The 26111-nt window shown below is 41.7% G+C and carries 23 protein-coding genes; 6 read left to right on the top strand and 17 right to left on the bottom strand.

Going from position 1 to position 26111, the window contains the following annotated elements; genetic code table 11:
* Window positions 1-38 precede the first annotated feature (38 nt).
* From AN213_RS14945 to fucP, 10 genes are all read right to left on the bottom strand, one after another.
* A complete protein-coding gene (locus AN213_RS14945) occupies window positions 39-1346 on the bottom strand; it encodes a lipopolysaccharide assembly protein LapB (RefSeq protein WP_055198999.1) in 1308 nt (435 codons plus the stop codon).
* A gap of 17 nt (window positions 1347-1363) precedes the next feature.
* The gene (locus AN213_RS14950) at window positions 1364-1969 is read right to left on the bottom strand and encodes an energy transducer TonB (RefSeq protein WP_054552071.1); all 606 of its coding nucleotides are present in this window, start codon (window positions 1967-1969) and stop codon (window positions 1364-1366) included.
* 12 nt (window positions 1970-1981) lie between these two features.
* The gene (locus AN213_RS14955; RefSeq protein WP_036971869.1) at window positions 1982-2395 is read right to left on the bottom strand and encodes a biopolymer transporter ExbD; all 414 of its coding nucleotides are present in this window, start codon (window positions 2393-2395) and stop codon (window positions 1982-1984) included.
* A 45-nt stretch (window positions 2396-2440) separates the two neighbouring features.
* Window positions 2441-2968: a MotA/TolQ/ExbB proton channel family protein gene (locus tag AN213_RS14960; RefSeq protein ID WP_054552070.1), complete on the bottom strand. Its 528-nt coding sequence runs from the start codon at window positions 2966-2968 to the stop codon at window positions 2441-2443.
* Between the two features lie 3 nt (window positions 2969-2971).
* A complete protein-coding gene (locus tag AN213_RS14965; protein WP_054563802.1) occupies window positions 2972-4339 on the bottom strand; it encodes a MotA/TolQ/ExbB proton channel family protein in 1368 nt (455 codons plus the stop codon).
* A gap of 10 nt (window positions 4340-4349) precedes the next feature.
* Window positions 4350-5102: a DUF3450 domain-containing protein gene (locus tag AN213_RS14970; protein WP_054552068.1), complete on the bottom strand. Its 753-nt coding sequence runs from the start codon at window positions 5100-5102 to the stop codon at window positions 4350-4352.
* Window positions 5103-5278: 176 nt separating this feature from the next.
* Window positions 5279-5884 carry a DsbA family protein gene (locus AN213_RS20260; protein WP_055199000.1) on the bottom strand — a complete coding sequence of 202 codons (606 nt, stop codon included), beginning with the start codon at window positions 5882-5884 and terminating at the stop codon, window positions 5279-5281.
* Complete coding sequence (locus tag AN213_RS20265; protein WP_235575516.1) at window positions 5885-6964, bottom strand: diguanylate cyclase; 1080 nt, start codon at window positions 6962-6964, stop codon at window positions 5885-5887.
* 19 nt (window positions 6965-6983) lie between these two features.
* Window positions 6984-8873: a methyl-accepting chemotaxis protein gene (locus AN213_RS14985; RefSeq protein ID WP_054563799.1), complete on the bottom strand. Its 1890-nt coding sequence runs from the start codon at window positions 8871-8873 to the stop codon at window positions 6984-6986.
* 348 nt (window positions 8874-9221) lie between these two features.
* Window positions 9222-10493 carry an L-fucose:H+ symporter permease gene (gene fucP / locus AN213_RS14990; RefSeq protein WP_055021632.1) on the bottom strand — a complete coding sequence of 424 codons (1272 nt, stop codon included), beginning with the start codon at window positions 10491-10493 and terminating at the stop codon, window positions 9222-9224.
* Between the two features lie 137 nt (window positions 10494-10630).
* On the opposite strand from fucP, the gene AN213_RS14995 reads away from it, so the two are divergent.
* From AN213_RS14995 to AN213_RS15005, 3 genes are all read left to right on the top strand, one after another.
* The gene (locus AN213_RS14995; protein WP_055021631.1) at window positions 10631-11848 is read left to right on the top strand and encodes an AGE family epimerase/isomerase; all 1218 of its coding nucleotides are present in this window, start codon (window positions 10631-10633) and stop codon (window positions 11846-11848) included.
* A complete protein-coding gene (locus tag AN213_RS15000; RefSeq protein ID WP_054563796.1) occupies window positions 11848-12801 on the top strand; it encodes a carbohydrate kinase in 954 nt (317 codons plus the stop codon). Before AN213_RS14995 ends, AN213_RS15000 begins: the two co-directional genes overlap by 1 nt.
* 100 nt (window positions 12802-12901) lie before the next feature.
* Entirely contained in the window at window positions 12902-14638 is a 1737-nt protein-coding gene (locus AN213_RS15005; RefSeq protein ID WP_054563795.1) for a hypothetical protein, read from the top strand.
* A 27-nt stretch (window positions 14639-14665) separates the two neighbouring features.
* Here AN213_RS15005 and AN213_RS15010 read toward each other — a convergent pair whose 3' ends face one another.
* The 3 genes from AN213_RS15010 to AN213_RS15020 form a co-directional block, all read right to left on the bottom strand.
* Window positions 14666-15190 carry an RNA methyltransferase gene (locus AN213_RS15010; RefSeq protein WP_054563794.1) on the bottom strand — a complete coding sequence of 175 codons (525 nt, stop codon included), beginning with the start codon at window positions 15188-15190 and terminating at the stop codon, window positions 14666-14668.
* Window positions 15190-15687: a YcgN family cysteine cluster protein gene (locus AN213_RS15015; protein WP_054552059.1), complete on the bottom strand. Its 498-nt coding sequence runs from the start codon at window positions 15685-15687 to the stop codon at window positions 15190-15192. The genes AN213_RS15010 and AN213_RS15015 overlap by 1 nt, the downstream gene beginning before the upstream one ends.
* A 64-nt stretch (window positions 15688-15751) precedes the next feature.
* Complete coding sequence (locus tag AN213_RS15020) at window positions 15752-17575, bottom strand: DUF885 family protein (protein WP_055199001.1); 1824 nt, start codon at window positions 17573-17575, stop codon at window positions 15752-15754.
* Window positions 17576-17722: 147 nt separating this feature from the next.
* Here AN213_RS15020 and AN213_RS15025 point away from each other — a divergent pair, with 147 nt between their 5' ends.
* Both AN213_RS15025 and AN213_RS15030 read left to right on the top strand, forming a co-directional pair.
* The gene (locus AN213_RS15025; protein ID WP_054563792.1) at window positions 17723-18991 is read left to right on the top strand and encodes an amidohydrolase family protein; all 1269 of its coding nucleotides are present in this window, start codon (window positions 17723-17725) and stop codon (window positions 18989-18991) included.
* Window positions 18992-19186: 195 nt separating this feature from the next.
* Window positions 19187-21598: a TonB-dependent siderophore receptor gene (locus AN213_RS15030; protein ID WP_054563791.1), complete on the top strand. Its 2412-nt coding sequence runs from the start codon at window positions 19187-19189 to the stop codon at window positions 21596-21598.
* A 127-nt stretch (window positions 21599-21725) separates the two neighbouring features.
* Here AN213_RS15030 and AN213_RS15035 read toward each other — a convergent pair whose 3' ends face one another.
* From AN213_RS15035 to adhP, 4 genes are all read right to left on the bottom strand, one after another.
* Entirely contained in the window at window positions 21726-22553 is an 828-nt protein-coding gene (locus tag AN213_RS15035) for a hypothetical protein (protein ID WP_200907877.1), read from the bottom strand.
* A 121-nt stretch (window positions 22554-22674) separates the two neighbouring features.
* Entirely contained in the window at window positions 22675-23136 is a 462-nt protein-coding gene (locus AN213_RS15040) for a hypothetical protein (protein ID WP_054563790.1), read from the bottom strand.
* A gap of 115 nt (window positions 23137-23251) precedes the next feature.
* Complete coding sequence (locus AN213_RS15045; protein ID WP_054563789.1) at window positions 23252-23860, bottom strand: potassium channel family protein; 609 nt, start codon at window positions 23858-23860, stop codon at window positions 23252-23254.
* Between the two features lie 410 nt (window positions 23861-24270).
* Window positions 24271-25281, bottom strand: a complete 1011-nt coding sequence (gene adhP, locus AN213_RS15050) for an alcohol dehydrogenase AdhP (protein WP_054563854.1) — start codon at window positions 25279-25281, stop codon at window positions 24271-24273.
* A gap of 251 nt (window positions 25282-25532) precedes the next feature.
* Between adhP and AN213_RS15055 the strand changes: the two genes are divergently transcribed.
* The gene (locus AN213_RS15055; RefSeq protein WP_054552053.1) at window positions 25533-26090 is read left to right on the top strand and encodes a GbsR/MarR family transcriptional regulator; all 558 of its coding nucleotides are present in this window, start codon (window positions 25533-25535) and stop codon (window positions 26088-26090) included.
* Window positions 26091-26111 lie beyond the last annotated feature (21 nt).

Raw genomic sequence — 26111 nt, forward strand, 5'->3', positions numbered from 1 at the left:
AAATTAGTTCTTTTGTACGCTTACCTGTTGAATACGATTTAGAGTAAAGCGGTACGTAATGTTTCGGCGTGCACTTTTTCACGCTTCACATACTTGATCCATTGCTCAGCTAAACGCTGCGACTTTTTGTGTTTTTCCGCTTGTTCAAACGCTAAAATCGAGGCATCAAAGTTTTGTAAATTGTATTGCGCCATACCTAAGGCAACATACACATTCGATTCAAACTCTAAGCCGCCTTTATCTAGGGCTTTACGTGCTGCATCCGCTGCTTCTTCGTATTTTTCAAGATTAATGCTTACCTCTGCAATACGTTGTTCGTACTGACCATGCGTTACTAAATCAGCGGCTTTTGCAAAGTAAGCAAGTGACTTTTCAGCTTCTTTTGCTTGTACCATCGCTTCTGCAACAAAGGCATAGTTTTTCGCTGATTTTTCAGCGACACCGTCTTGCATAGCTTTACTCATAACATTTGCCGCTTTAAAAGCCAGGCCGTTGTATAAATACACTTGTGATAATTGACGTAGATCTGATTTAGATTTCATGAAACCTTGTTGATATGCCGCTTCTAAAACCGCTAATTGCTTTTTCTCTGCGCCCGTTTCACCGTACATGCCGCCTAACTGAACCCAGTACTCTGGCTTGTTGTAAAGCTTAACTAAACGTTCAAGTACCTCGACCACTTTGTCAGACTGATTAAGTGAGTAGTACATTGCACGCTGTAAGATTAACCAGTTTTCTTTTGGCATTTCACCTTTGCTGTCGGCTTCTGCGATAGCTAGGTTAATGTTTTCAATGCCTTTTTGGTAATCTTTAAGCTGATAATACGCTTGAGATTTCAATACATAATAAGCATCTGTTTTAGGCTTGTCGTTAATCACATCCCACTGTGCTAAATATTTGATTACCTTTTCGTAATCGCTATTAGCCATTGCAAGTTGCGCTAAACTAAACATGGTGCTTACACGTAAGGTTTCTGGAATCGCATCTTCGTTTACTACTTTTTCAAACGATGCAATTGCTTTATCAAGGTCGTTTTCGTTGTAGTAAATAAAACCGTAGAAATTATGCATCATGGCAATTTCATACGAGTTCATGCTCGAAGAGCGCTCTTGAATACTATCAAGAGCTTCTAACCCTGCTTTTGCATCTCCATCATCAGCCAGCTTTTGTGCTCGTGCTAATTGGCTATACACTTTTTCGCGCAGTGCAGGTACCCGTTTAGTTTTTTGTTCTTGTGCGTAAGCCGTTGCCAGTGTGACACCTGGTAACATGCTAACAACGCTTGGGACTACAAGGCTGCTTGTGAAAGCAGCCGCGCAAATCACGGCAACTTTTAAAGGTTTCATAATCGCATTCCTCTTTTCTAACCGTTAATTTGGAAAGAAATTTTGTTCTGTACGCCCGCTACTTCAACAGCTTCACCGTTAACAACGCGCGGTTTATATTTAAATTTAAGTGCTGCATCCATCGCAGCGCGGTCAAACAAAGACTCTGGTTCAGCTTTAATAACTTTCGGGTCACGTACTGTGCCTTGCTTGGTTACTGTAAACTCAACAATCACATAGCCTTCGATCCCACGCGATAAAGCTCGGCGCGGATAAACAGGCGCTACTTTTACAATCGGTAAGTATTCACCGTCGCTTGATTCAAGGGCTAAGCCGCCAGCTAAGTTAACGTCGGCTTCAACACTGGCACCAAAGTCAAAGTTGGCATTGCTCGCGTTAGGATCACTGTTTTGCATTTGCGGTGATTCCATTGGCGGAGGTGGCTCTTTTGGCGTTGGTGGCTTTTGCGGTTTACGTTCTTTCTTTTGCACTGTCTCTTCTTTTTTCAGACGAACAAAATCAAGTACGTTTCCTTTTACGGGCTCAGACATGGCCCCTTCACCACCGGTGATCAGTGCCTGCATGCCTAAAAACAGCATGACAGTCACGATACCAGCGATGATTAATGCAACTATATAACGCATCGCTCACATTCCTTATGATGCTTCTTGCGCAGCAATCGACACATCAAATGCGCCTGCAGCACGTGATGCATCCATTACTTTAATAAGTACATCGGTTGTGGCTTTCTTATCAGCTTGAATAACCACACTACCTTGTGGATTTTCAGCTTTTAAGCGCTCGATATTTGCTTGTACTGCACGAACATCTACTTGGCGTTTGTTGATCCAAATTTCACCTTTGTCAGAAATAGCAACTAAGATGTTGGCACGCTCTTTTTTCACTGCCGTTGCCGCTTCTGGGCGGTTTACATCAATACCGGCTTCTTTTACGAATGATGCTGTTACGATAAAGAAGATAAGCATGATGAAAACAACGTCTAGCATTGGCGTCATGTTGATTTCTTCAGCGTCGTCTTCTTGAAATAAGTTACCTAGTGGCGCTCTCATTGTTAGTCTCCTAGTGGGTGATGCTCACATCACCCTAAAATTCGTTTAGTGGTCTAAGACCATGTTGTCTTCAAGTAATTGCACTTCGCGTTTTGCACGACGTTGTAAGAACGTTGATGCGAAAACCCCTGAAAGTGCACCCACCATGCCGGCCATTGTTGGGATAGTGGCTTTAGACACCCCTGATGCCATCGAACGTGCACTGCCTGTGCCTGTGATTGCCATTACATCAAATACTTCGATCATGCCGGTTACGGTACCTAACAGACCTAAAAGTGGACATAACGCAACCATTACGTTGATTAGCGCAAGGTTATTATTTAGTTGCATGCCAGCGCGTGAAATCATCGCTTGGCGAATTTGCTCTGCGTTCCAGCTGTTACGCTCTGCTCTATTGCTCCAAGTACTTTTTACGTCTTTCTTGTAGCGTTTAAAGCCACCAAAGAAATACATAAAACGCTCAAGTATCAATAACCACATCGCGAAGATGAGGACACCGATGACCAAGAGAACTTGGCCACCTGTGTCGAGGAAATCACGTAGAGCATTGATTGCATCAATCAATAGCACCATGATTTATGCTCCTTTCTCGCTTCGCTCTGCGATGATACCTGCGCTTTGCTCTTGTAAAATCAACAGCATATTTTTAGAACGCGTGTTAAGAAGTGTGTATAAGAATACTGTTGGGATAGCCACAACCAGACCAAGTACCGTTGTTACAAGTGCCTGAGAAATACCACCCGCCATTAGTTTAGGGTCACCTGTACCGAACAAGGTAATTGCTTGGAAGGTGTTAATCATACCGGTTACCGTACCTAGTAGACCAAGTAGTGGTGCTACAACAGAGATAATCTTAATTAGCGTCAGGTTACGAGTAATTTTTGGCATTTCACGAATGATTGCTTCGCTTAATTTAAGCTCAAGCGTGTCGTACGCTACATCTGGGTACTGATCTTTCACTTTCATTACGCGACCAAGTGGATTGTCATCACGTGCCACTGTGTCTTTAAGCTGACGACGGATTTTGCTACCCATAATCATCAGAGATACAAAACGCTCAAGTGCAATTAGTAAAGCGATTAAACCAACACCTAAGATGATGTAACCAACCGTACCACCTTGGTGAACTTGCTCTTCAGTATCTGGTGCTTGTACTAAAAGGCCTAAGATTGAACCACCTGTAGGGTCAAGTGCGAACGGTACAACACCTGAATTTGCTTGCTGTAAATCAGCTGCAGTTGCTGTGTAACGGCTGCTAGGCTGACGCGTAAGCTGGCTGATTGTATTTGTAGCCGGTGTGTACTCAAGGTATTTACCGTCTGCGATTAAGTTAAATGCACCAACACGCACCACTTCTTTTTGTGCTTTGCTGCCACCTTCAACGATTACATCTGTTGTAAAGCGAGATACTTTACCTTGCTCAGTCATTTCGCGTTGTAATTCAAACCAAACTTTTTCGATATCATCGATAGAAGCAAGCTTTGACGTTGAACCCATTTTTTGTGCTAGTTCATCCATGAAGTTACTACGACCAGGAAGCTCTGCAGAAACAACTGACGTCATGAATTTGTTGCTTGAATCGCCCGCAACTTGTTGTAACACACCGAATAGTTCTTTAAGTGAACCCATGCGGTTAGAAAGTGTGTCTGTTAAGTTAGCTAGCTTTACTTCGTTTTCTTCAAACTGAGTTTCTAAACGCTCTGATTCGTTAAGCATTGCAGTACGTTTTGCTTGTGTATCTTTAAGCATTTGTACTTGTTCGTTTTGACGTGCCATGAACTCTTGTTCACGTTGTTTATTTTCGGCGCTTTGCTGTGCTTTACCTTGCTCTAATGTTTTTAGTAATGAGTCTAAATCCATTGGCTCAGCCGCTAGGCTGCTACCAGCAAAACCAAGGCCAGCTGCAAACACGGCCATTTTTGTCATTTTCGTAAATAATTTCATCTCAAACCTCTTATTCAGCAGCGTGGACTGGCAGTGTTAACATATCTGGGGCAAGTTGCTTACGTGCAATGCGTAAGCCTTTGTTGATTTGGCTGATTGCAGAATCTGGTAATTCAACAAACGATTTTGTTTCTTTATCCCAGCTGCCTGCTTTTTTGCCATCGCGTGTTAAATAAATAAGTTCTAAACGACCGATGCGTAAGAAATCTACTTCGCGCTCTTGGCCATCTACATTCAGTAATGATGTATACGCTTCGATAGTGCGACCGTAATCAACTTCTACTTGGTAAGCTTCAAGTAAGCGGCGGAATTTTTCACTTGAAGTGATGTCTGCGCGATCCATCATTTCTTTTAATGATGCAATACGCTTGCTACGTTCTTCAGTTAAGAAAGGCACGTCTAGTGCAACGAATTGTTCAAGACCTGTGATCATACGCATCATTAACGGCGTAATTTGACGCTCGATAACCGATACCTGATCCATTGACTCGTTTAACGCGTCCATTTCTGCAATTTGGTTATTCAATTGCTTAGTAAGTTGCGCGTTATAAACAGTTAAGCCGTCAATTTCTTTATTAAGGGCTTTGAATTGTTGTAAACGACCTTGCATTGAATCTGCAATCTTGTCGATTTTAGTTTGTGATTGCGCTGCAGATTTGTTTATCTCGCTGCTTTTATCAATTACTTTATCTAGATCGTTTGCATGTACTGCTGCAGATGCCGCTACAATACCTGCTAAAATCAGTGGTTTAACGCCTTTCATCGCATACACCTTTACTCGTTAAGTTAGCTTAATTTGCTAGTTGGGTTGTTTTATTGTGCGAAAGGATAACGATGAAAAATGACAAGCATGTTGCGCAAAAAATACAAAAATATGACAGCTGTAACAATTAGTTTATATTGCGCAAAGATAAGGCAAAAGTTGGAGGGTTTCGGGAACTAAATATGAGATGTTATTTGCTGATAAGTGCTTTGCCAGTCTTGATAATTAACCGGGATAGCAGTGTATAGCCCTTTATTTTCAAGGACTAAAGATGGAAATCCTTGAATAGGTAAGCTTCTGGCTTGGTTTATTTCGGCCATGAGTAATGAATTTATTTTTTCACTTTCAATTTCGTTTATAAATGCGTTTTTTTCTAACCCTATTTGCTCAGCAAGGCTTGCAAGAGTGCTGATGTCAGATGGATTTTGTGCATTTAAGTAGTAGGCTTTTTGAATGGCGTAAAGCATTTCACATTCTTTATTGTGCTGCCTTGCAACAAGCACAGCACGGCATGCAGGGTAAGTAGAGCGACGTGGTTGCGCGGTATGCCAAAACTCATGATTAAATGGAGTGCCAAGCTGCTGTTCTATACGTTGCCATGTTTGCTGTAAAAACTGCTGCATATCTATTGGCATTAGCTCATCTGAATCAGGCGCAAGGCCACCCACTTTATATTCAATAGCCAGTTTATCGCCAAGGGCAGCTTTTAGTTTTAACCAGGTTTCTCTGTAGCCCCAGCACCAACTACACATTGGGTCGTATACATAAATTAGCTTGGCCATTTAGCTTATCTCAGTTAAATCAGAGACCACGACATTACGCCCTTTCGCTTTGGCTTTATAGAGGTTGTCGTCGGCTTGTTTAATCGCTTTACTAAATTGGCTACCACGTTCTAGGCTGGCAATGCCAATACTACAGGTAATGGTTACAGACTGCCCAACATCATAAGGGATCTGTTTTTCGGCGACATAACTACGCAGTTTTTCAGCCACCGCATGGGCAATGTTAAGCCCGGCTTTTGGCAGCAAAATAATAAACTCTTCGCCGCCATAACGGGCTTTTATATCTGTGCCACGTAATTTATCGTGCAGCATAGAGGTAAAGGCTATTAATGCCTGATCGCCAAAGTCATGACCATAAGTATCGTTAAGTGATTTAAAGTTATCTAAATCAATTAATAATACCGACATAGGTAAATAATTAGCCGCTTCAGCTTCAAGGCGCGGCTGAATATGCTCATAAATGTAACGACGATTGGCAAGGCCTGTTAGTGGGTCTGTTAATGCATCGCGTTTTTCTATTAAGGTAATATCAGCAATTTTTTGATGGCTTTTTTGCCTAAAGTATTCACTGATCCCAGAAAACAAAATTACCATAGTGAAAGAGGCTAAAAACCGTGAGGTTTCAACTTGCCCGTAATGCGCTTGCCCAAAGTTGGGGCTAAACAGCAGTGCAACTGCACTAGCGTACATAATACCAACCAACACACTGCCCACTTTTAACCCTAAAGTGACATAAGCCACAATAGGGTAAAACATGAGCCAATATAAAGCGGTGTTTTCTTTGCCACCGGTGTACACCAAGGCCACACAGAGAAGCAAAATAATCGATAAAATAATGCAGCTTACAGAGACTAAAGCACCAGTGCGAAAGTAATAGAGCATGCACAGCACAATAGTTATATCGCTCACCACTAACATAATAGTGAGCGGTAAGGCGTAAATTTGATAGTTAGATAACACTAACGAAGTGATTAATACGATGGCAAAAAAAGCCATGGCAAATAACGTGAAGGCACGACGCTGTTTATCCGCCGTGTCGACACTGTTTAACGTAATGGCATTAAGCCAATTTTGATCCAAAATTGCAGTCTCTTAACAACTAAACTTTAAATTTAAGTACCAATTGCTCAAGCTCATAGAACTGGGCTTTCAATTTAGTGCACTCATTCAATGTATTATTAAGATTGCTTTGACCTTGATTTGAAAGCTCACTAATTGAGTGTATATCACTGTCTAGGCTTTGAATCACTTGGTTTTGCTCAGTCGTGGCATTAGCAACACTGTGGTTCACCTCATCGATTGACTCAATGGCACGGGTTACCTCAGCCATTTTATCGCCTGCTACATGAGCTTGCTCAACACTCTTTTCACTGTCGCGAATACTGGCCGTCATAACTTCAACGGCAGTCGCAGAACCTTGTTGTAACTGAGAAATGGTGTCTTCGATTTCTTGTGTTGATTGTTGTGTACGGTGCGCAAGTTGGCGTACTTCGTCAGCTACAACCGCAAAACCACGACCTGCTTCACCGGCACGGGCCGCCTCTATCGCCGCATTAAGAGCGAGCAAGTTAGTTTGTTCACTCACACCTTTGATCACTTCAAGCACTTGGCCAATGCTTACAGTGTGTGCATCTAAACTATTAATGGTTTTTTGCGCCTGCTCCATATTACGAGATAAAGCATTAATCGCGGATAAGTTGTCAGCTAATGCAGATTGGCTTTGTAACGATTGGCTGTTAGCACTGGTTGCTAACGTTGACGCATTACTTGCACTATTTGAGATTTCTACCGCACTCGATGTCAGTTCATTGATTGCCGTTGCCACGTTATCAGTACGTTTTGTTTGGTCAGCATACATGTCGAGCGTGCCTTGAGTTTGGTTAACTAAACTCTCAACTAAGCGTTCAAGCTCAACGGTGGTATTTTTAACTTGCTCGATTGATGTATGAATTTTCTCGATGAACGCATTAAAGTAATGGCTTAACTCGCCAAACTCGTCATTGTTTTCAACCTCAAGACGGCGAGTTAAATCCCCCTCACCTTGGGCAATATCTTTAATTGCATCGTTTAAGCGCTGCATTGGACGCATTAAATAGCGAAGTAAAAACTGCATCATTAATACAATCGCCACTATACCCATTAGCATGTAAATAGCCGCCATATTTCTAAATGAGGCAACTGATGAGTAAGCAATTTCTTCGTTGATCACCACACCTAAATACCAATCAACGTTTTGAATTCCTTTGATTTTGGTAAACGATACCAATTTATCTAAGCCACCTACCTGTACTTCAACAAACTCAGATTGTAACGACAAGCTTTTACCAAATAAGTCACTCATGTTTTTGTCGTTAAATTTAGTTTCTGGGTGGCTTAAAATGCGCCCTTCACTATCTAGTAAAAAGCCATAACCAAAGCCTAAAAAGTCAATTTCGTTGACGATTTTAGTAATGGTTTTCATGTCGATGTCGGCACCTGCAACCCCGCTAAACACACCGTTAGCTTGCATAGGCGCTACAGCTGAAATAGTCAGTTCATTGGTGGTTACGTCAATATAAGGAGCAGTAAAGGCAGTGTTTGTTTTGTTTTCAACAAGCTTGTACCACGGGCGTGTTGTTGCATCGTAGTCTGGCGGTAAGACAACAGATTGGTCATTCAATACAAAGGTGCCATCCGTGATACCAATATAGGTATTCTTAAAACTCCCCGCTTTGTCGGCTGTGTTCAGCTGCGTAAGTGTAAGCTCTTTGCTATCACCAAGTTGATAGGTATCAGCAACTGACGAAACAATCGCTAATTTAGCATTTAACCAGTTAGCTATGTTTTGCGACACTGACTGAGAAATCTCTTGAAGAACGAGCGAAAGCTGCTCCTGCGTTTGGCTGCGCATAGAGATGAAGTTATTAATGGTGAATAAACCGAGCACTATCACTAAAACCAGTGATGCAGCCACAGTTACCTTGGTGGTAAATTTAAGAGTGCTTTGCATGACAAACCTGTTTGTTATTTTTTTCGTTGTTAGCCTCATTATATTTAACAAATTTAAAGCTCTTTGTCTTATAAAATTAAGCTAAAACTAGAAAAACGTTCCTTTTATTAAAGTATGCTTTCTTTGAAAATCAATTACTTTGTTAACGGCAGCCAATTCCACTTCTTAAGTCACATTAATAAAAAAGCAGCAAAAACCAAATTGGAACGTTCCCATAAATTATTACTTAAAGCGCCCCTGAATACGTATTCATTAAATCATTTTGTCATCTAGTTTTGTTCGCTTTAGCAAAAAAATGGCACAAAAAAACCCCGCAACTCAGTGCGGGGTTTTTATTAATTGTTATTTTTAGCCGATGCGTTTTTTCCAGCTATCAGCTAAACGTACAACATTTAAGCCATACCAAGCGATAAATGCATAACAAATCACTGGTACGAAGAAGCTTTGTTGGATGTTTACTGTATCAGCGACTACACCTTGTACTAATGGTACTAAGGCACCACCAACGATTGCTAAACATAACCAACCCGAACCTTTACTAGTTAGTGAGCCTAAACCTTCAATAGCAACAGAGAAAATAGTCGGGAACATAATTGAGTTAAATAAACCAATCGCAAGTACAGAGTAAAGCGCCACATCACCTTCAGTGAAAATAGTCACTAACAGCAATACAATAACCATCATGGCATTAAAGAATAACGCTTTTGAAGGCGCAATCTTTTGAAGTGCTGCAGAGCCAATGAAACGACCCACCATTGCACCGCCCCAGTAATAAGCAATTAGGCTTGCAGCCGCATGCTCTTCAAGGCCAGCGATGTGTTCTTCGCCAAAATAGTTTACTAAGAAGCTACCAATTGAAACCTCTGCACCTACGTAACAGAAGATACCTACAACACCCATCATTAAATGAGGTGCTTCGGCAAGGCTGTGGCCTTTCGCTTTACAGTCTTGCTCTTCTGTATGCTCTGCAATCACAGGTAATTTAAAGAAGGCAAATACTACAGCAATGGTCAGTAGTGCTGCTGCAAGCATAAGGTAAGGCACTTTTACAGATTCTGCAGTTGCTGCGTTTGCAGCTAATGTGCCTGCTGTACCAAAGAATAAAATACCACCCACATATGGACCAACTGTGGTACCTAGTGAGTTAAGTGCTTGTGCTAAATTTAAACGTGACGACGCCGTTTTTTCAGGACCTAACGCCACAACATACGGGTTAGCAGATACCTGTAATACGGTAATACCTGCTGCTAGAACAAATAACGCACCTAAGAATAACCAGTACTCATGCACAACAACTGCTGGGTAAAATAACATACAGCCAATTGATGCTACGACTAAGCCGGTTAGTACGCCATTTTTGTAGCCCATTTTTTTAACCAACATACCCGCAGGTAGCGAAACAATAAAGTAAGCGCCAAAGAAACAAAACTGAACCAGCATTGCCTCTGTGTAGGTTAAATCGAACACCCCTTTTAAGCGCGGGATCAACACGTCATTTAAAACTGTAATGAAACCCCATAAAAAGAACAGGGTTGTCATTGCTGTCAGTGGTAGCAGGTAGTTTTTATTTTGCTGCGAACCATCGGCGACAAACGATTGGTTTGTATTTATTTCACTCACGTGGTTTTCACTCCGTTAACAAGTTACCTTTGATTCTACACATTGAAGTAAAAATAGCACAAAGATTTACTAGGAACGTTCCAATAATTTTATTTCCTGCTATAGTTGCAAGATGAACACAGATTTATTAATAACGCATGGCCACAGTTAACTTTAAAAGCCCTGATTTTCTTAAGCAGCATATCCAAGATACTCTTGCTTTTTATCACCCCCATTGTGTTGATCATTCAGCCCATGGCTTAGCGGGCTTTTATCAATTCTTTAAAAATAATGGCGCGGTTTACGAAAAACACACTCGGCATTTAGTGTCGAGCACCCGCTTTGTTTTTAATTACGCGATGGCGTATATCGAGTTTAAAGATCCAGAATATTTAAGCCTCACTAAACATGGTTTAGCCCACCTTGAACATGCGCATAAACAAGCATCTGGTGGTTATGCTTGGCTTATTGAGCAAGATGATAACGGCACAGTAACAGTGTTAGACGACACCAACCATTGCTATGGGCTTGCCTTTGTTATGCTTGCAAACGCGGTTGCTTTAAAAGCAGGGGTGAACGACTGCAAAAAAACTATTTCACAGGTATGGGATTTATTAGAGCAGCACTACTTTGAACCACAGCATAATGCCTATTTAGATGAGCAAAATGCCGATTTTAGCTGTGCAGATGACTATCGCGGCCAAAATGCCAATATGCATTTATGCGAAGCCTTACTCATGTGTTTTGAAGCAACTAACGAGACCCGTTATTTAAAACGCGCTAAACAACTTGCCGAAACTTTTACCGTAAAACTGGCAGCCCACAGCCAGCAGTTGGTGTGGGAGCACTACTCTAAAAATTGGCAAATCGATTTAGATTACAACAAAGATGACCCGCAGCATTTATTTAGACCTTGGGGATTTCAACCAGGTCATCAAACTGAGTGGGCAAAACTATTACTTATTTTAAACCGCCATATTGATGAACCTTGGCTGGTAACGCGCGCTAAAAGCCTGTTTGATGAAACCCTGAGCATCGCGTGGGATCAGCAACATGGGGGCATTTTCTATGGCTTTGCACCAAATAAACAAATTTGTGATAGCGATAAATACTTTTGGGTGCAGGCCGAATCATTAGCCGCAGCAGCCCTACTCGCTGATGCCACAAATGACGAAAGCTATTGGCAGTGGTACGAAAAAATTTGGCAGTACAGTTGGCAACATATGGTAGATCACCAATATGGTGCGTGGTATCGCATTTTATCAGCACAAAACCAACCATACAGTGACGAAAAATCGCCAGCAGGCAAAACCGACTACCATACTATGGGTGCCTGCTACGAAGTATTAAGAACCTTAACCTTGAGGAATGCATAATGAGTTTAGTGTGTTTTGGCGAAGCATTAATCGACTTTTTATCTGATGGTAAACAACCAGAATCATTTACCAAATACGCAGGTGGCGCACCAGCTAATGTGGCTGTTGCAGCAGCAAAACTAGGCCTAAACACCAGTTTTTGCGGTATGTTAGGCGATGATATGTTCGGTCACTTTATTAAACAAGAGCTTGACCAGCATGCAGTAAACACCCAGTACTGTACATTCACCGATGCGGCTAAAACAGCATTGGCGTTTGTATCACTTGATGACAGTGGCGAACGCTCATTTAGCTTTTATCGCCCACCAGCCGCAGATTTACTGTATCGAGTGGACGACTTTGACCATGCAATGTTTGCAAATCACGCCATCATGCATGTATGCAGCAACAGTTTAACTGAGCACAACATCTATCAAACCACAATTTATGGTTTAACTCAGGCGAAAAAAGCCGGTGCAATTTGTAGCTTTGATATGAATCTGCGCGAAAACCTTTGGCCAAGTATGCGCCATACGCTTGATAGAATGTGGCACGTTATATCACTTTCAGATATCGTGAAACTGTCATTTGAAGAGCTTGAGTTTTTAAATCAAAAAAGCCATCAAGAAATGCCACTTGAGCATACTATTGATGCCATTTTAAAGGCGGGTGTAACCTGTTTGCTAGTTACTAATGGCGGCGAAGCAATCAGCTTTTACCACGCAGACTTTAAAGGCCAAGTTAGCCCACCAGCTACAAAAGTGGTTGATACCACAGCCGCAGGCGATGCGTTCATTGGCGGCATGCTCTCAAAGATTGGTCAGCACTGTGAAAACAAACAAAGCTTTAAAGCGTTTTGTCAAACTCCAGATAATATCGAACAAACCATTGCTTACGCAGCGAAGGCCGGCGCTTTTGCTGTAAGCCGTTATGGTGCATTTGCATCATTACCTAGCGCCGAAGATCTTTTATAACAGCTCATAATTGCTTACAAATCTATTAAGCACTCTAGTGGAGAGTGCTTAAATTTCATGGTATGTTTTTTAACTAATTAAAGAAAAAGGAATTCATCCTATGAATAATAAGCTTCTTGCTGGGGGCGCGATTGCCATTGTTGCAGGTGCGTTGTTGTACTCACAAAATAAAGCCAGTGTTGATGTAGATTTACCAGAGCTTGCATACGTACCTGCCGATACGGCGGTTTTTTATGGTCAACTTAAACCCTTTCCGTATAGCAAGTATTTTGCGCTTATGCCAGATGCAATGAAAGGTACTAGCGATTTAACGCCCATCATTGCTGAGCTTAAAACTGTTGATGATAAGAATGCCCTATTCCTTGCATCACTGATGGAAAAATACCAGCAATCACTGAGCTCTTACGATGCCTTTAAATCGGTTTGGGGTTTTGGTGATGACTACAAAGGCATGATGTATGCGCAAGGTTTAATGCCGATTGTGCGCTTTCAGGTCGCAGATCAAAGCAGCATTATCAATAGCATTAAACAATCAGCTGATGAAGCCGGTATTGCTTATACAACTGAAAGCCTTGAAGGCGTAAGTTACACGCGCTTTGCGATTGAGCTTGAAGGCTTAGATAACTTCAACCTAATTGCATCAACTCACAACAATTGGGCTACCATCACGCTAACCACTGCGCTTTCTAATGAACAAGATTTACGTATTGCCCTTGGCGTAGAAAAACCGGCTCAATCACTAGCTGAAACTAAAAAGCTACCTGAGCTTATTAAAACTTTCTCGCTTGATGGTAACTCGGTTGGCTTTGTTGATCACCAACGTATCGCCAATGCTGTAACAGGCAAAGAAGACTCTCGCTTACACCAGATGCTCAAAGAGCTACTTGATAAAGCCCAGCAAGCAAATGCGTTAGCAATGATTTCAACTCCTGAGTGCCAAGATGATATTGCTGCCATTGCCGCTAAATGGCCTGCGACTGTATCAGGCACAACAAAAACACGTATTACAGCCGACTACGCTGACTTTGACGTAAAAGCAGTACTGCAAAGCACAGATCAAGACTTACTTAATACTCTTCAAGCCGTACGTGGCTTTGTACCAAAACATACCACTGGGCTTGACGGGCAAATGATGAGTGTTGCTTATGGTATTGATGTAGCAAAAGTCCTGCCGCTAGCCAACACATTAACGGGTGCAATTAAATCAGCTGAGTTTAACTGTGGCCCAATTGTCGCACTACAAAATGAAATGCAAGAAGTGAGCACTGCTGGCCTTGCTATGGTGTCGGGTTTTGCAAATGGCGTACAAGGCATGAGTGTAAGCGTTCAAGATGCTGCATTGACCATTGATGACTACAACGGCCCACAAATTGATAAGCTTGATGCCATTGTTACTCTATCGGCGACCGATGCCCATGGCTTGTATTCAATTGCGCAAGGTTTTGTACCGCCGCTTGCTAACATAAAACTACCAGCCAATGGTGATGCAGTGTTGATCAATGAATACATTCCATCGCCTGTGCCACTTAACTTTGATATTAAAATGGCCCTTAAAGGCAATCATATTGTGATTTTTACGGGTGATAAGTCAGCGCAGATTGCCGAGACTTTAGAGTCGCAAAGTGTCACTAAAAATGGTTTTGTGAACATGGCATTCGACGTTCAAAAAATCTTATTACCTTTACTTGATACGATTGCATCAACGGGTCAATTAAGTGATGAAGAAATGGCTGAGCTTGATTCCCTACGCGAGCAACCTGTCGGTGTTTATTTTGCCACAGACATTACTGACAACGGCATTGGCCTTGAAAGTAACGTACAAATTACTAAAAAGTAGCTTTTGAATTTGAATCTAAAAAGAGCGCTATTTAGCGCTCTTTTTTTGTTGCCATTTTAGTGAGTTGTTGGTGTCACGGCTATTACAAATGGTGTCGTTTGAACTCTCAATACCACCGAGTTTGGCAAGTCGGTCGTATAGCACCACATTGCAGGTTGCGGCTAGGTTCATACAGCCTATAGTTGGCACATACACTACTTCATCACACCATTTCAGCACGTCTTTACTGACCGAACCATCTTCAGGGCCAAATACATAAAATGCGTTTTCAGGGTGCTTAAATTCAGGCAGCGGCGTTGCACCTTCAACAAGCTCAATCACCACCGTTGTGGCACCCTCAGGCTTTGCTTGCTCTAGGCTTTCGACTTGCGTTAGCGGAATATGCTCAAGTACATTTTTGGTATCGGTGTGATACTTATTAGCGCGTAAATAGCGGCTACCAGTAAAAAACACCTGCTTAGCATTGTAACAACCCGCGGCACGTAATACCCCACCCACATTCGTTGGGCTTTTTGGGTTTAATAAGCCAATGCTTGCTTTAAGTGTGCTCATTAATCAATGTCTCTGGTTGGCCATTCGGCCACGTACAGATCAAAGTCATCAAGGTCTACATCACAGTCTTTCACTGTTTTGTCACGCACAGAAATACCTAACTCATGCATCATATCTTTACTGCCACCGTTCAGTAGCGGGTGCCAAGACGCAAGGCCACGGCCTTCGTAAAGGCGGCGGTAGCTACAGCTTTGCGGCATAAAAAAGATATCTTTGAGGTTTTCTTTAGTGAGCTTTACACATGAAGGCACCAAGGTTTGGCGGTTCGCATATTCGCTGCACCCACAGGTGTCGTTGTCTAGGTATTGGCAAACAATATTAGTGAAGATCAGTTCTTCACCCTCGCGAAGTTGATCCGTTGCGGTAAATTCATCTTCGTCTTCACTGTCGATAAATGTGTTTAAACAACATTTACCACAGCCGTCACAAATGGCTTCCCATTCGGGTTGTGACATTTGCTCAAGCGAGCGCTTAAGCCAAAATTGATCTTCTAACATGGTATTACTCAAAGCCCCTAAACAGCGCGCATTCTAGCGTAAAGCCAGCATGCGCGCAAAGGTGCTATTTTTGCTCGTTAACCCAACGCTTAATTTTCTCTTCAAGAATTGGCATAGGTAATGCGCCATCAATCAGAACTTGCGTATGGAAAGCTTTAATGTCGAACTTATCGCCTAGCTCTTTGCTCGCGAAGTCACGTAGTTCTTGAATTTTGAACTGACCTAACTTGTACGACAGCGCTTGGCCCGGCCATGCAATGTAACGCTCAACTTCAGCAATAATGTCGCTTTCGGCCATTGATGAGTTAGCCAACATGTAATCAATACCTTGTTGACGTGTCCAGCCTTTTGCGTGGAAACCAGTATCAAGCACTAAGCGCATTGCACGTAATTGCTCATCTGATAAACGGCCGTACCACATGTAAGGGTCGGTAAATAAGCCAAGCTCTTTACCTAAGCTTTCTGCATACAATGCCCAACCTTCTGCAAATACCGTGTAGCCACCGAATTTACGGAACAGCGGTAATCCTTCAATTTCTTGCTGCAAGGCAATTTGAAAGTGATGACCCGGCGCGGCTTCGTGAATAGATAAGGTTTCAAGTAAAAACTTAGGCTGCGCTTTTAGATTAAAGGTATTGATATAGAAAATACCTGGGCGTGAGCCATCTGGCGCTGGCGTCTGGTAAGATGCACCCGCAGCAGATTCAGCGCGGAAATCTTCAACTGCTTTTACAACGTATGGCGCTTTTGGCGCAATATCGAACATTTGCGGCAGCTTAGCATCAATCTTTTCTTTTACTGCTTCGTACGCAGCAATTAGCTCTTCAGGCGTATCGTAGTAAAACTCATCTGAGGTTCTTAGGTGTTCAAAAAACGCTTTTAAATCGCCTTCAAAACCGACTGTCTCTTTGACTTTTTTCATCTCAGATAAGATGCGCGATACTTCGCTTAAGCCAATGTCATGAATTTCATCGGCGTTTAGGCTCAGCGTAGTATGCTGTTTAATTTGATACTCATACCATGCTTTACCATTTGGCAGGTCGCTGTAACCAATGCTTTCACGGGCATTTGGAATGTATTCATTCGCTAAAAAGTCAGCCATTTTTTGATACGCAGGCACTAAACGCTCGCTGATCATCGCCGTGTACGCGCTTGTTAGCTGTGCTTTTTGCTTGTCGCTGAAAGACTCAGGTAACTGAGCAATTGGCCCCCAGAATAATGACTCTTCTGGTTTTTCTACGATATGAGTTTGAAATTGCGGTAATAATTTTTCAGCAAGCGGCTTAGGAAGAACCACTTTGTCTTTCATGCCTTGGCGCATTGATTGCTCAACACTGTCTAACCACGCGATGAAACCATCAGCACGTTTTTCAAATGCTTGATAATCTTCAACCGTGTTAAAAGGCTGTGCACTTTGCCCAGAACCTAACGCAGCAAAGGTATTGTGCGCCCCGCCCATTTGGTTAATTGGCATTAAGTAACTTGGAAACTGAGCGCCTTCAATCGCAAGGTCTAAATCGCGGGCTAGAATTTCGTAGCTCAATAATGATTGACCTGTTAATTGCGCCTTGTCGATATTTGCTAGTTTGTTTTTGTATTCTTTAACAAAGTTAAGCTGCTCATCGCGGTTTGCTTTACTAATAGGTGCAATAAATTGGTCGTTATATTCGCTACGGCCAATGTAAGTACCACCAATTGGATTAAACTTTAAGCCTACTTCAAAGTAGTCTGCTAGTAATGTATCAAGTTGCTCTGTGGCTGACGTTGCGCTTGGTGCTTGTTTGCTTACTTCTTGAGTTGGTTTTTCGTTGCTTGGCGTTGATTCATTACAACCAAGTAATGCAAACATCACCGCTGAACTAAGTAGTGCTAGTTTTACGTTTTTCATTCTTTCCCTGCCCTTATATTAAGTACGCGTAAATTATGAGGGTTTAGTTCCCTATTTAGCAAGTATCGCTGCAACTTATCGCAGTTTATTTACACTTTGTAAGCTGATTGCTAGAGTGGCGGCTCGACTTACCAATTTTGAATAAAAATGAAAAAGACAGCTCTTGCTATTAGCTTAGGCCTAGCCTGCCTAACCTCTTTAAATACCTACGCAACCACCTACTTATCGGCAAAATCCATGGTAGATGTAAATTCAGGTAAACTGATTAAATCGCCACTTGTTAGTATAGATAATGGTCAAATTACAGCTGTACAAAGCAATAAACAGCCTAGCTTAAAAGGTGGCGATAAGCATATTCAATTACCAGAATTGACTCTGGTGCCAGGTTTAATGGATATGCATGTGCATTTAACGAGCGACCCTACCGTGCCGCGCAGTGAGCGAATTGGTCAATCGATTCCGCGCAAAGCAATTAAAGCGGCGCATTTTGCCGAAAAAACACTGTATGCAGGTTTTACAACGCTGCGTAACTTAGGCGCAGAAGGCTACAGCGTGATTGCAGTACGAGATGGCATTAACGCAGGCGATATTGTTGGCCCACGTATTTGGGCGGCTGGCCCGTCTTTAGGTGTTACTGGCGGTCACTGCGATAACAACCGTTTACCACCAGAAATGAAATACACCGCCGAAGGCGTTGCTGATGGCCCATGGGCTGTGCGCGCTAAAGTACGTGAAAACATTAAGTACGGTGCTAATGCCATTAAGTTTTGCGCTACAGGCGGGGTATTTTCAAAAGGCACAAAAGTCGGTATTCAACAATATAGCCAAGACGAAATGAACGCCATCGTTGACGAGGCTCATTTACGTGGCCTCACCGTTGCAGCCCATGCGCACGGTACCAGTGGTATTAAAGCAGCCATTGTTGCTGGTGTAGACAGTGTTGAGCACGTTAGTTTTGTCGATGACGAAGCCATTAAACTTGCGAAAAAACACGGTACTTGGTTCTCAATGGATATTTACAATACTGAGTACACCCTTGCCTTTGGCGAACAAAACGGGGTTGCAGAAGAAAACCTAAATAAAGAACGCCAAGTATCTAAAAAGCAACGCGATAGCTTTAGCCGTGCAGTAAAAGCAGGCGTAAACATGGTGTTTGGTACTGATGCAGCGATTTACCCTCATGGCGATAACGCGAAGCAGTTTTCGCGTATGGTTGAGTTTGGTATGACACCGCTGCAAGCATTGCAGTCTGCCACCATCAATAGTGCCAAACTACTTAAAGCTGATGATCAACTTGGCCAAATCAAAAGCGGTTTCTTAGCCGATATTATCGCCGTTAAAGGCAACCCGCTTGAAAACATTGCAGTACTAGAAGATGTACAATTTGTTATGAAAGACGGTAAAGTTTTTAAATAAGCTATTATGCTGGCTTTGCATGAGTGAAGTCAGCAACCCTTCTTTGTATCTATATCGTAAACAAAATTACCAATCATAAATCAGTTGTTAGCAACTTGTATCTAAATAAAGAAATTACCCAAAATAGATAAATAAAACTTGAAATGAAAATGGCTCGCATTATCATTGCCGAAAAATCTCGACAAATTACCTATAATGACGACACATAAATACTCAATTTTAGCCCTAGCCTGCTTAAGCGCATTCAATGCAACCGCCAACGATTTAGATTCAGTTGAACGTATTACCGTTTACGACAAACAAAACCGTGTAGTACTTGAATCTGGCCTTGCCACTAAATCAAATATGACCCTAATGGAAACGCCAGCCCCGGTTGTAGTTGTTGATCAAGAGCTTATCAACTCGCAAGGCGCAACAAACTTACAAGACTTAGTACGCAACATCAGTGGTGTAACCCAAGCCGGTAATAACTACGGTATTGGCGATAACTTAGTGATCCGCGGTTTAGGTGCAAACTATACTTACGATGGCATGTACGGCGGTGCAGGCCTAGGTAACACCTTTAACCCAACACGCTCAATGACCAATGTTGAATCTGTAGAAGTACTTAAAGGCCCTGCTACAGGCTTATATGGTATGGGTAGCGCAGGTGGTGTTATCAACCTTATTGAAAAGAAACCACAATTTACTGAAAAACACACTGTTAATGCCGAGCTTGGTCAATGGGATAGCTACTCATTAGGCTTTGATAGCACAGCAGCATTAACCGACAACCTTGCTTATCGCGTTAACGCAAAAACCGCTCGCAGCGATGGTTACCGCGACTTAAAAGACGACCGTGATGAAATTTATGGTGCGTTAAAATACGTATTAAGCGACAAACAAGACATCATGATTTCGGCCGCTTATATCAAAGATGCCATTGCCGTTGATTCAATTGGCCACCCTATTCGTATTTTTAACAGCGACTCAGTGAATGGTAAAACCGCAGGTGAAGTAACCGCTGCCGATTTAATTAACGATGCAACGGCAAAAGGCCTGCAACTAACCGATCAGCAACGTCAGCAATTAGCAGATTCACTGGCAGCAAATGATGGTTTAACACCTTATACCTTTGGTCATAACGGTATTATCTCGCCAATGGCGAATGATAACGAAGGCGAAGAGCTGCGCTTTAAGTTAACCCATAACTATTTTATTACTGATAATTTATTTTTAAATCAGCAACTACAATACCGTAATTACGAATCAAGCTTTGCCCGCCAAACGGGTGCTTATAACTATGTTTATTGGAACCGCAGAGGCGTGATCAATGCTGATCCGCGCGCTCCTTTAGTGGTTGATGACGTACTTTACCCATTTGCTGCTCGTCGCCAAGAGTACCGCCAAGTAGAAGCTGACGAAAAATCATGGCAATACTTTGCTGACTTGCGTTATGACTTTAGCTTTGCCGGAATCGATAACGAACTACTGGTAAACGCCAACTACGAAGACCGCGATATTCGTTTTAAACAATACTCAATTTACGATGCCGACAAGGTTATTAAAAACAAAGATGGAGAGGTTATTTACCAAGGTCAATTACCTTACATTTTTGATATTCGTAAGCCGAACTGGGGCGAAGGCAGCTTTTTTGATTACGACCCGCTAAAAACCAGCGATTACAACAAAAAAGTTCAAGCTTGGGGTGTAGGTATTCAACATGTTGCCTATATTCACGACACTTTCACAACCCGAGTAGGTGTTGCCTTTAATCGTATTAAACAAAGCTACGAACACTTTGGCGTTGATGCGCGCTACCGCGCTAGTGCCGCCGAGCCAACGCCAGAAGCAGATACATCAGACAGCGGTATGACCTACAACCTAGGTGCAACATACAAACTTAGCGATGATATTTCGTTCTTTGTAAACCACTCCAAAGGTCGCACAGCCTACAGCGTACTTGGTAGTGTGTCGGGTAACGAAGCAGACCGCGATGACGCCGAGTCAGTCAGTAACGACATTGGTATGCGTGTAAAAGCCTTTGATGATCAACTACTAGCATCACTTGTGGTATTTGATAGTGCTCGTACAAACCTTGAGTATGCCAACCCAGATTACGAAGCCGGTGTATCTGATGCCTCAGTACCAAAAAGCTTTTACGATGGTGAAGAGCAAACCAAAGGTGTTGAACTTGATTTAAATGCCGATTTAAATGAGCAGTGGAAACTTAACGTAAACGCGGTTTATCAAGACGCCCGCGATAAGAAAAACCCTAACTCATCATCTTTCGATACTCGCCAAAAAGGTGTGCCTTATGTAACAGCAAGCAGCTGGTTAAGCTATGACGCTAAATGGTTTGATTTAGCCGAGTCACTGACAATTAGCGCAGGCGTACAATATGTTGATGACCGCAGCACAAACTCAACCTCGTTTGGTATTCCTGATGGCTACGTACCGAGTTACACGGTTTACGACGCCGCAATTCAATACCAAACAGATGATTGGAAACTACAGTTAAACCTAAATAACTTGTTTAACAAAACCTATTACTCAAAAGCAATGTTCTTAGGCGGTATGCCAGGTGAAGAGCGTAATGCTAAATTAACTTTTAGCTACACACTTTAATTGTGAATTGATAGCAAAAAGCGCGGCTTAGTTGGGTCGCGCTTTTTTGTTTTTTTAGTGCGAGATTTTGATTAGTAACTTGTTTTTGGACAAAAGCAAGTTAGAGTATTTAGTCAGTAACGCTTGGTTAATTGGCAGACTGTTGCGAAGGTGTTTTTTCAACCGTAGCAGCAGGCTGTCCTATTGAACCACTTGTTATATCTCGTTGCTGACTTTCGTCACTTTTTAAATATTCGAATACAAAAGAACCAGTAATTGAGCCAGCAACTCCTAGCAAGAACGCAAATAAACTTGAAAGAAATAGAGCCCAAATTGGGTGACGCTTTACCTTTTCCAAGATGCGAAAATAAAGGTCTTTTCGGATCTTTTTAATATCTTTTTCCGCTGACTCTATGTCATCGTTTGACACACGATCTCGCCTAAGTTTTTCTTTGCATTCACCACAGATAATAGGATTATGGCATGAAGCGACTAAATCGGATTTAATGCCGTTCATATCGAAAATACAGCCACGCGTTTCGTCGTGAGTAAAATCGGTCATTTCATGAAATTCTGGAATTTTGTTACTGTTTCTTTTGTAAGCAAAGGTATAAGCAGTTAGCAGTCGGTATATAACGTTTTCCAAAGGAATATTAGAAAAGTTTAAGACGTCTTTAATTTCGTAAAATGTGAAAACAACTTGATTATTGCCTAGTCTTCGAGAATACCAATTGCCTTCCAGTGGGACATTTACAATTGCAATCATAAAGTCTGCGTTATTTAGATGAGGCATTTGTTTTATAACTAAGTCATCAGAAAACTCCCAATCAATGCCATCAGAATTGCACCGCAACTCGTGATTATCAACGTTCCCAACTACTTCAAATAATGAAGAAGAAAAATTTTTGAGTTTCTTTGGATCAAACTCCAAAGGTAAATGACCAATAGAAACTAGCTTAATCTTAACTTTGCTCATGAATTCCCTTTAGAGATATAACGCCCCATTAAGGGGCTGATAAATGCTTGGCTAAAATGTTAAGCGAAGCGGAATCGAGCCAAGCTTTAGCAGTCCCGCTTTAATGGCTTGTTAGGTGAAATTAGCGTCTTTGCTCATTATCATCTGGTGAAATGTTATTGGTTGAACCTTTACCTGAACTAGTGCCTTTAGCAATTGCAAAGCCTGAAACAGCTGAAAGTATTGGTAATCCAGCTTCTGCGCTAATTGTTTTAGTAATCATCAAAATAGCCAGAGTAATAACGATAAAAACAGCTAAAACTGTTTGCCCATAGATAGACCAAAATTCATTTCTTTTATCACGATGATCTGCATATGAGTCAACTAGTGCTTTAAGTTCGTTTGCACTGTTATGCTGGGAGTTTCCCAACAGCATATCTATAAGTCTGCTTTCTTTAACTCTTAACGCATCCCACAATGTAGCGGTATAGATTTGTTTTCCAAACCAAATGACGCCTGCAATTACAATAATTCCAAGAACCCCGAAAAATATCGAAAGCCAAAATGCTCCATCATTTAGTGCAAATGCTATTTGATTATCCACTGAATCTTCCTTTCACCTAACGCCCGAATAACAAGCTAAAAGAGCTTGGCTATAATTAGTGAGGAACGAACTAAGCCAAGCTTTTTTAGTCCTTTCGTTGATTCGCTTGTTAGGGCTATTTATCCAATCTGCCTGCGTAAATTGCAAAGCACACTATTAATAATATAAAGCCGCAAAACACTTCATAAACCGTTAAAAATTGAGGCCACCAATGACTTGGGCTAATATCCCCATATCCAAGAGTTGTGATTGTCACGCCACTGAAGTACAGTGCCTCAGCTATATTGCTTGGGGCGTTTCCCGAATTCCATACTTTCTCTGTCTGAGGAAGTAACAAAAAGAGCACTGCAAAATTTACAATTAACTCCAGATAGCTTTTAAGGGATAACTTTATTCTGTCGCTTGGAGATAAATTACTATCAGATTCTTTATCCTTATCCATTTTATCGAAAGCATCTTTTAGAAACGCCCAGAAAATCTCATTACACCGAGACAGTAAAAAATAAGACCAAAGGAATATGAGCGAATAACTCAACTCGTTATTCAGTTCAAGTTTGCCAATTGGCGTGGTGTACTCTTGATAAATGAGCAAACCAATAAAGCTTACAATCGCAATACCTAGGTAAATTGAATTCAACGATTTAATTACTTTGGTTCTATCGTATTTTGTTTTGAAAAATCTAGCTATCCCAAGTGTTGGAGATAGCAACATCATCGCTTTCATATATTCCTTAACTCATGCACCATCGATGTTCAATAGCCCTAACAATTTAATAGTGCGCAAATCGCGCATATTTCTACCACACAACTGCTCACTTTTCTGATTACTACGTTTTTATCAAATTAGCTAACCTTTTGCTAGTTAACAAAATAATTTAAATTGGTAAAGTGGTCTTATGACAAGAATGCGCAAATTGCTCATTTTCTTGAATATAGGGGAAAGTTGTAAATTTTGAATATAAAGACTGTATCAAAAGAAAATTTTCAATCTCCTTTTGATACAGAGCTCTAGAGCAGTTACGCTAACTCATTTTGGGGCAATAACTAGTTACAGTCACGGCTTTTTAGCATAAGAAAAACTGTCAGATTCAATTGAGCCACTCAACCAAACCTGACAGCGTTAACTGACTCAGCTTAAAGCGTCATTACAATTCGTCCTGTGATATCACCTTTTAGCATGTCGTCAAAAATATCATTGATATCTTCGAGGCGTTTTTCTTCAATAATGGCTTTAACTTTACCTTTAGCAGCAAAATCTAGGCATTCTTGTAAGTCTTTACGCGTACCAACGATTGAGCCAACAACAGACACACCATTTAACACGGTATCGAAAATTGGCAATGGCATATCTTCAGGTGGTAAACCTACAAGCACACATTTACCGCCACGGCGTACGCTTTTATATGCTTGCTCAAAACCGGGTTTTGAAACGGCAGTACACACAACACCATGTGCGCCGCCCACTTGTTCAAAAATGGTTTCTGAAGGCACTTGCTTCATAAAATCTATGGTGATGTCTGCACCAAGCTCTTTGGCTAGTGCCAACTTGCTCTCGCCGGTATCAACGGCAATCACATTAAAACCCATTGCTTTTGCGTATTGTACCGCTAAATGGCCAAGGCCGCCTACACCGACAATTGCCACCCAATCACCCGCTTTTGCATCAGTCACTTTAAGCGCTTTATAGGTTGTAACCCCAGCACAAAACAAAGGTGCGGCTTCTGCAAAGCCTAATCCTTCAGGAATTTTCACTACGTAATCGCCATGGGCTACACAGTACTCAGCGTAACCACCATCAACTGAATACCCTGTGTTGTGCTGCTCAAGGCATAAGGTTTCTTTACCTTCTAAACAAAACTCACAATGACCACAGGCGCTATATAACCAAGGAACACCGACACGGTCGCCTACTGATAAGTGTTTAATGTTTGCGCCTACTTTTTCGATAGTACCTACCCCTTCATGGCCCGGTACTAATGGCATTTTAGGTTTGACAGGCCAATCTCCATGACAAGCATGTAAATCTGTGTGGCACACTCCACACGCGGCAATTTTAACTAGCACATCGTTAATTCCCACCTCTGGGCATGGGATATCTTCGATAGTTAATTTACCTTTGTACTCTTTATTTACTGCAGCTTTCATAACCTTCCTCCATGGTATTAATTGCGATTCACCCTATACGATAAACTCATTAACTGTCACTATTATTGATCCACATCAAATAGCTAACCACTGCGGCATTTAATTAAACTATTATTTAAATTCAATAACTTAAATTTAAATAATGGCGTATCTACACTTTAGTAGTAGCAGATTGCATAGTGGCTATTTCTTTTAGTTATACCCCGAGCGTGCTAGCATTTAATTTCTGAAATTTTTGAATACTAAAAATTATGAGCCTATCTGAAAAAAACTTAGCTTTTGTTATGCACTGCGGTGAAATGGGTAGCCGTTGGGGCTTTAACCGCACCATTGGTCAAATGTGTGGATTATTAACCATTACGAAAGAACCAATGACCGCCAATGAAATTGCCGATACCTTAAGTATCTCGCGCGGAAACGTAAGTATGGGCATTAAAGAGCTACAGTCTTGGCGCTTAATTAAAGTGCACCATATTCCGGGTGACCGTAAAGAATACTACGGCCCTGCTGGCAGCATTTGGGATATGGCCAACCGCGTATTCGAAGAGCGTAAAAAACGTGAAATTGACCCAACCCTTAGCCTTCTTCGCGATAACATTTTAGAAGAAGCCCACAATGATGATGAGCGCTTTGCTCAGCAACAAATGCAAGAAATTCATGACCTACTCGAAACCGTAACCAAATGGTCTGCAGAGCTACAACGCTTAAGCCCTGAACAACTTCAAAGCCTAATGAAACTAGGCTCTGGCATTGGCAAGGTGCTTGATTTTAAAGATAAGATTTTGAAAAAGCCGGGGAAAGGGGAATAAGTTAACGAGTTGCTAGGGGAA

This window comes from Pseudoalteromonas sp. P1-8, assembly GCF_001399985.1.
Classification (GTDB): Bacteria; Pseudomonadota; Gammaproteobacteria; order Enterobacterales; family Alteromonadaceae; genus Pseudoalteromonas.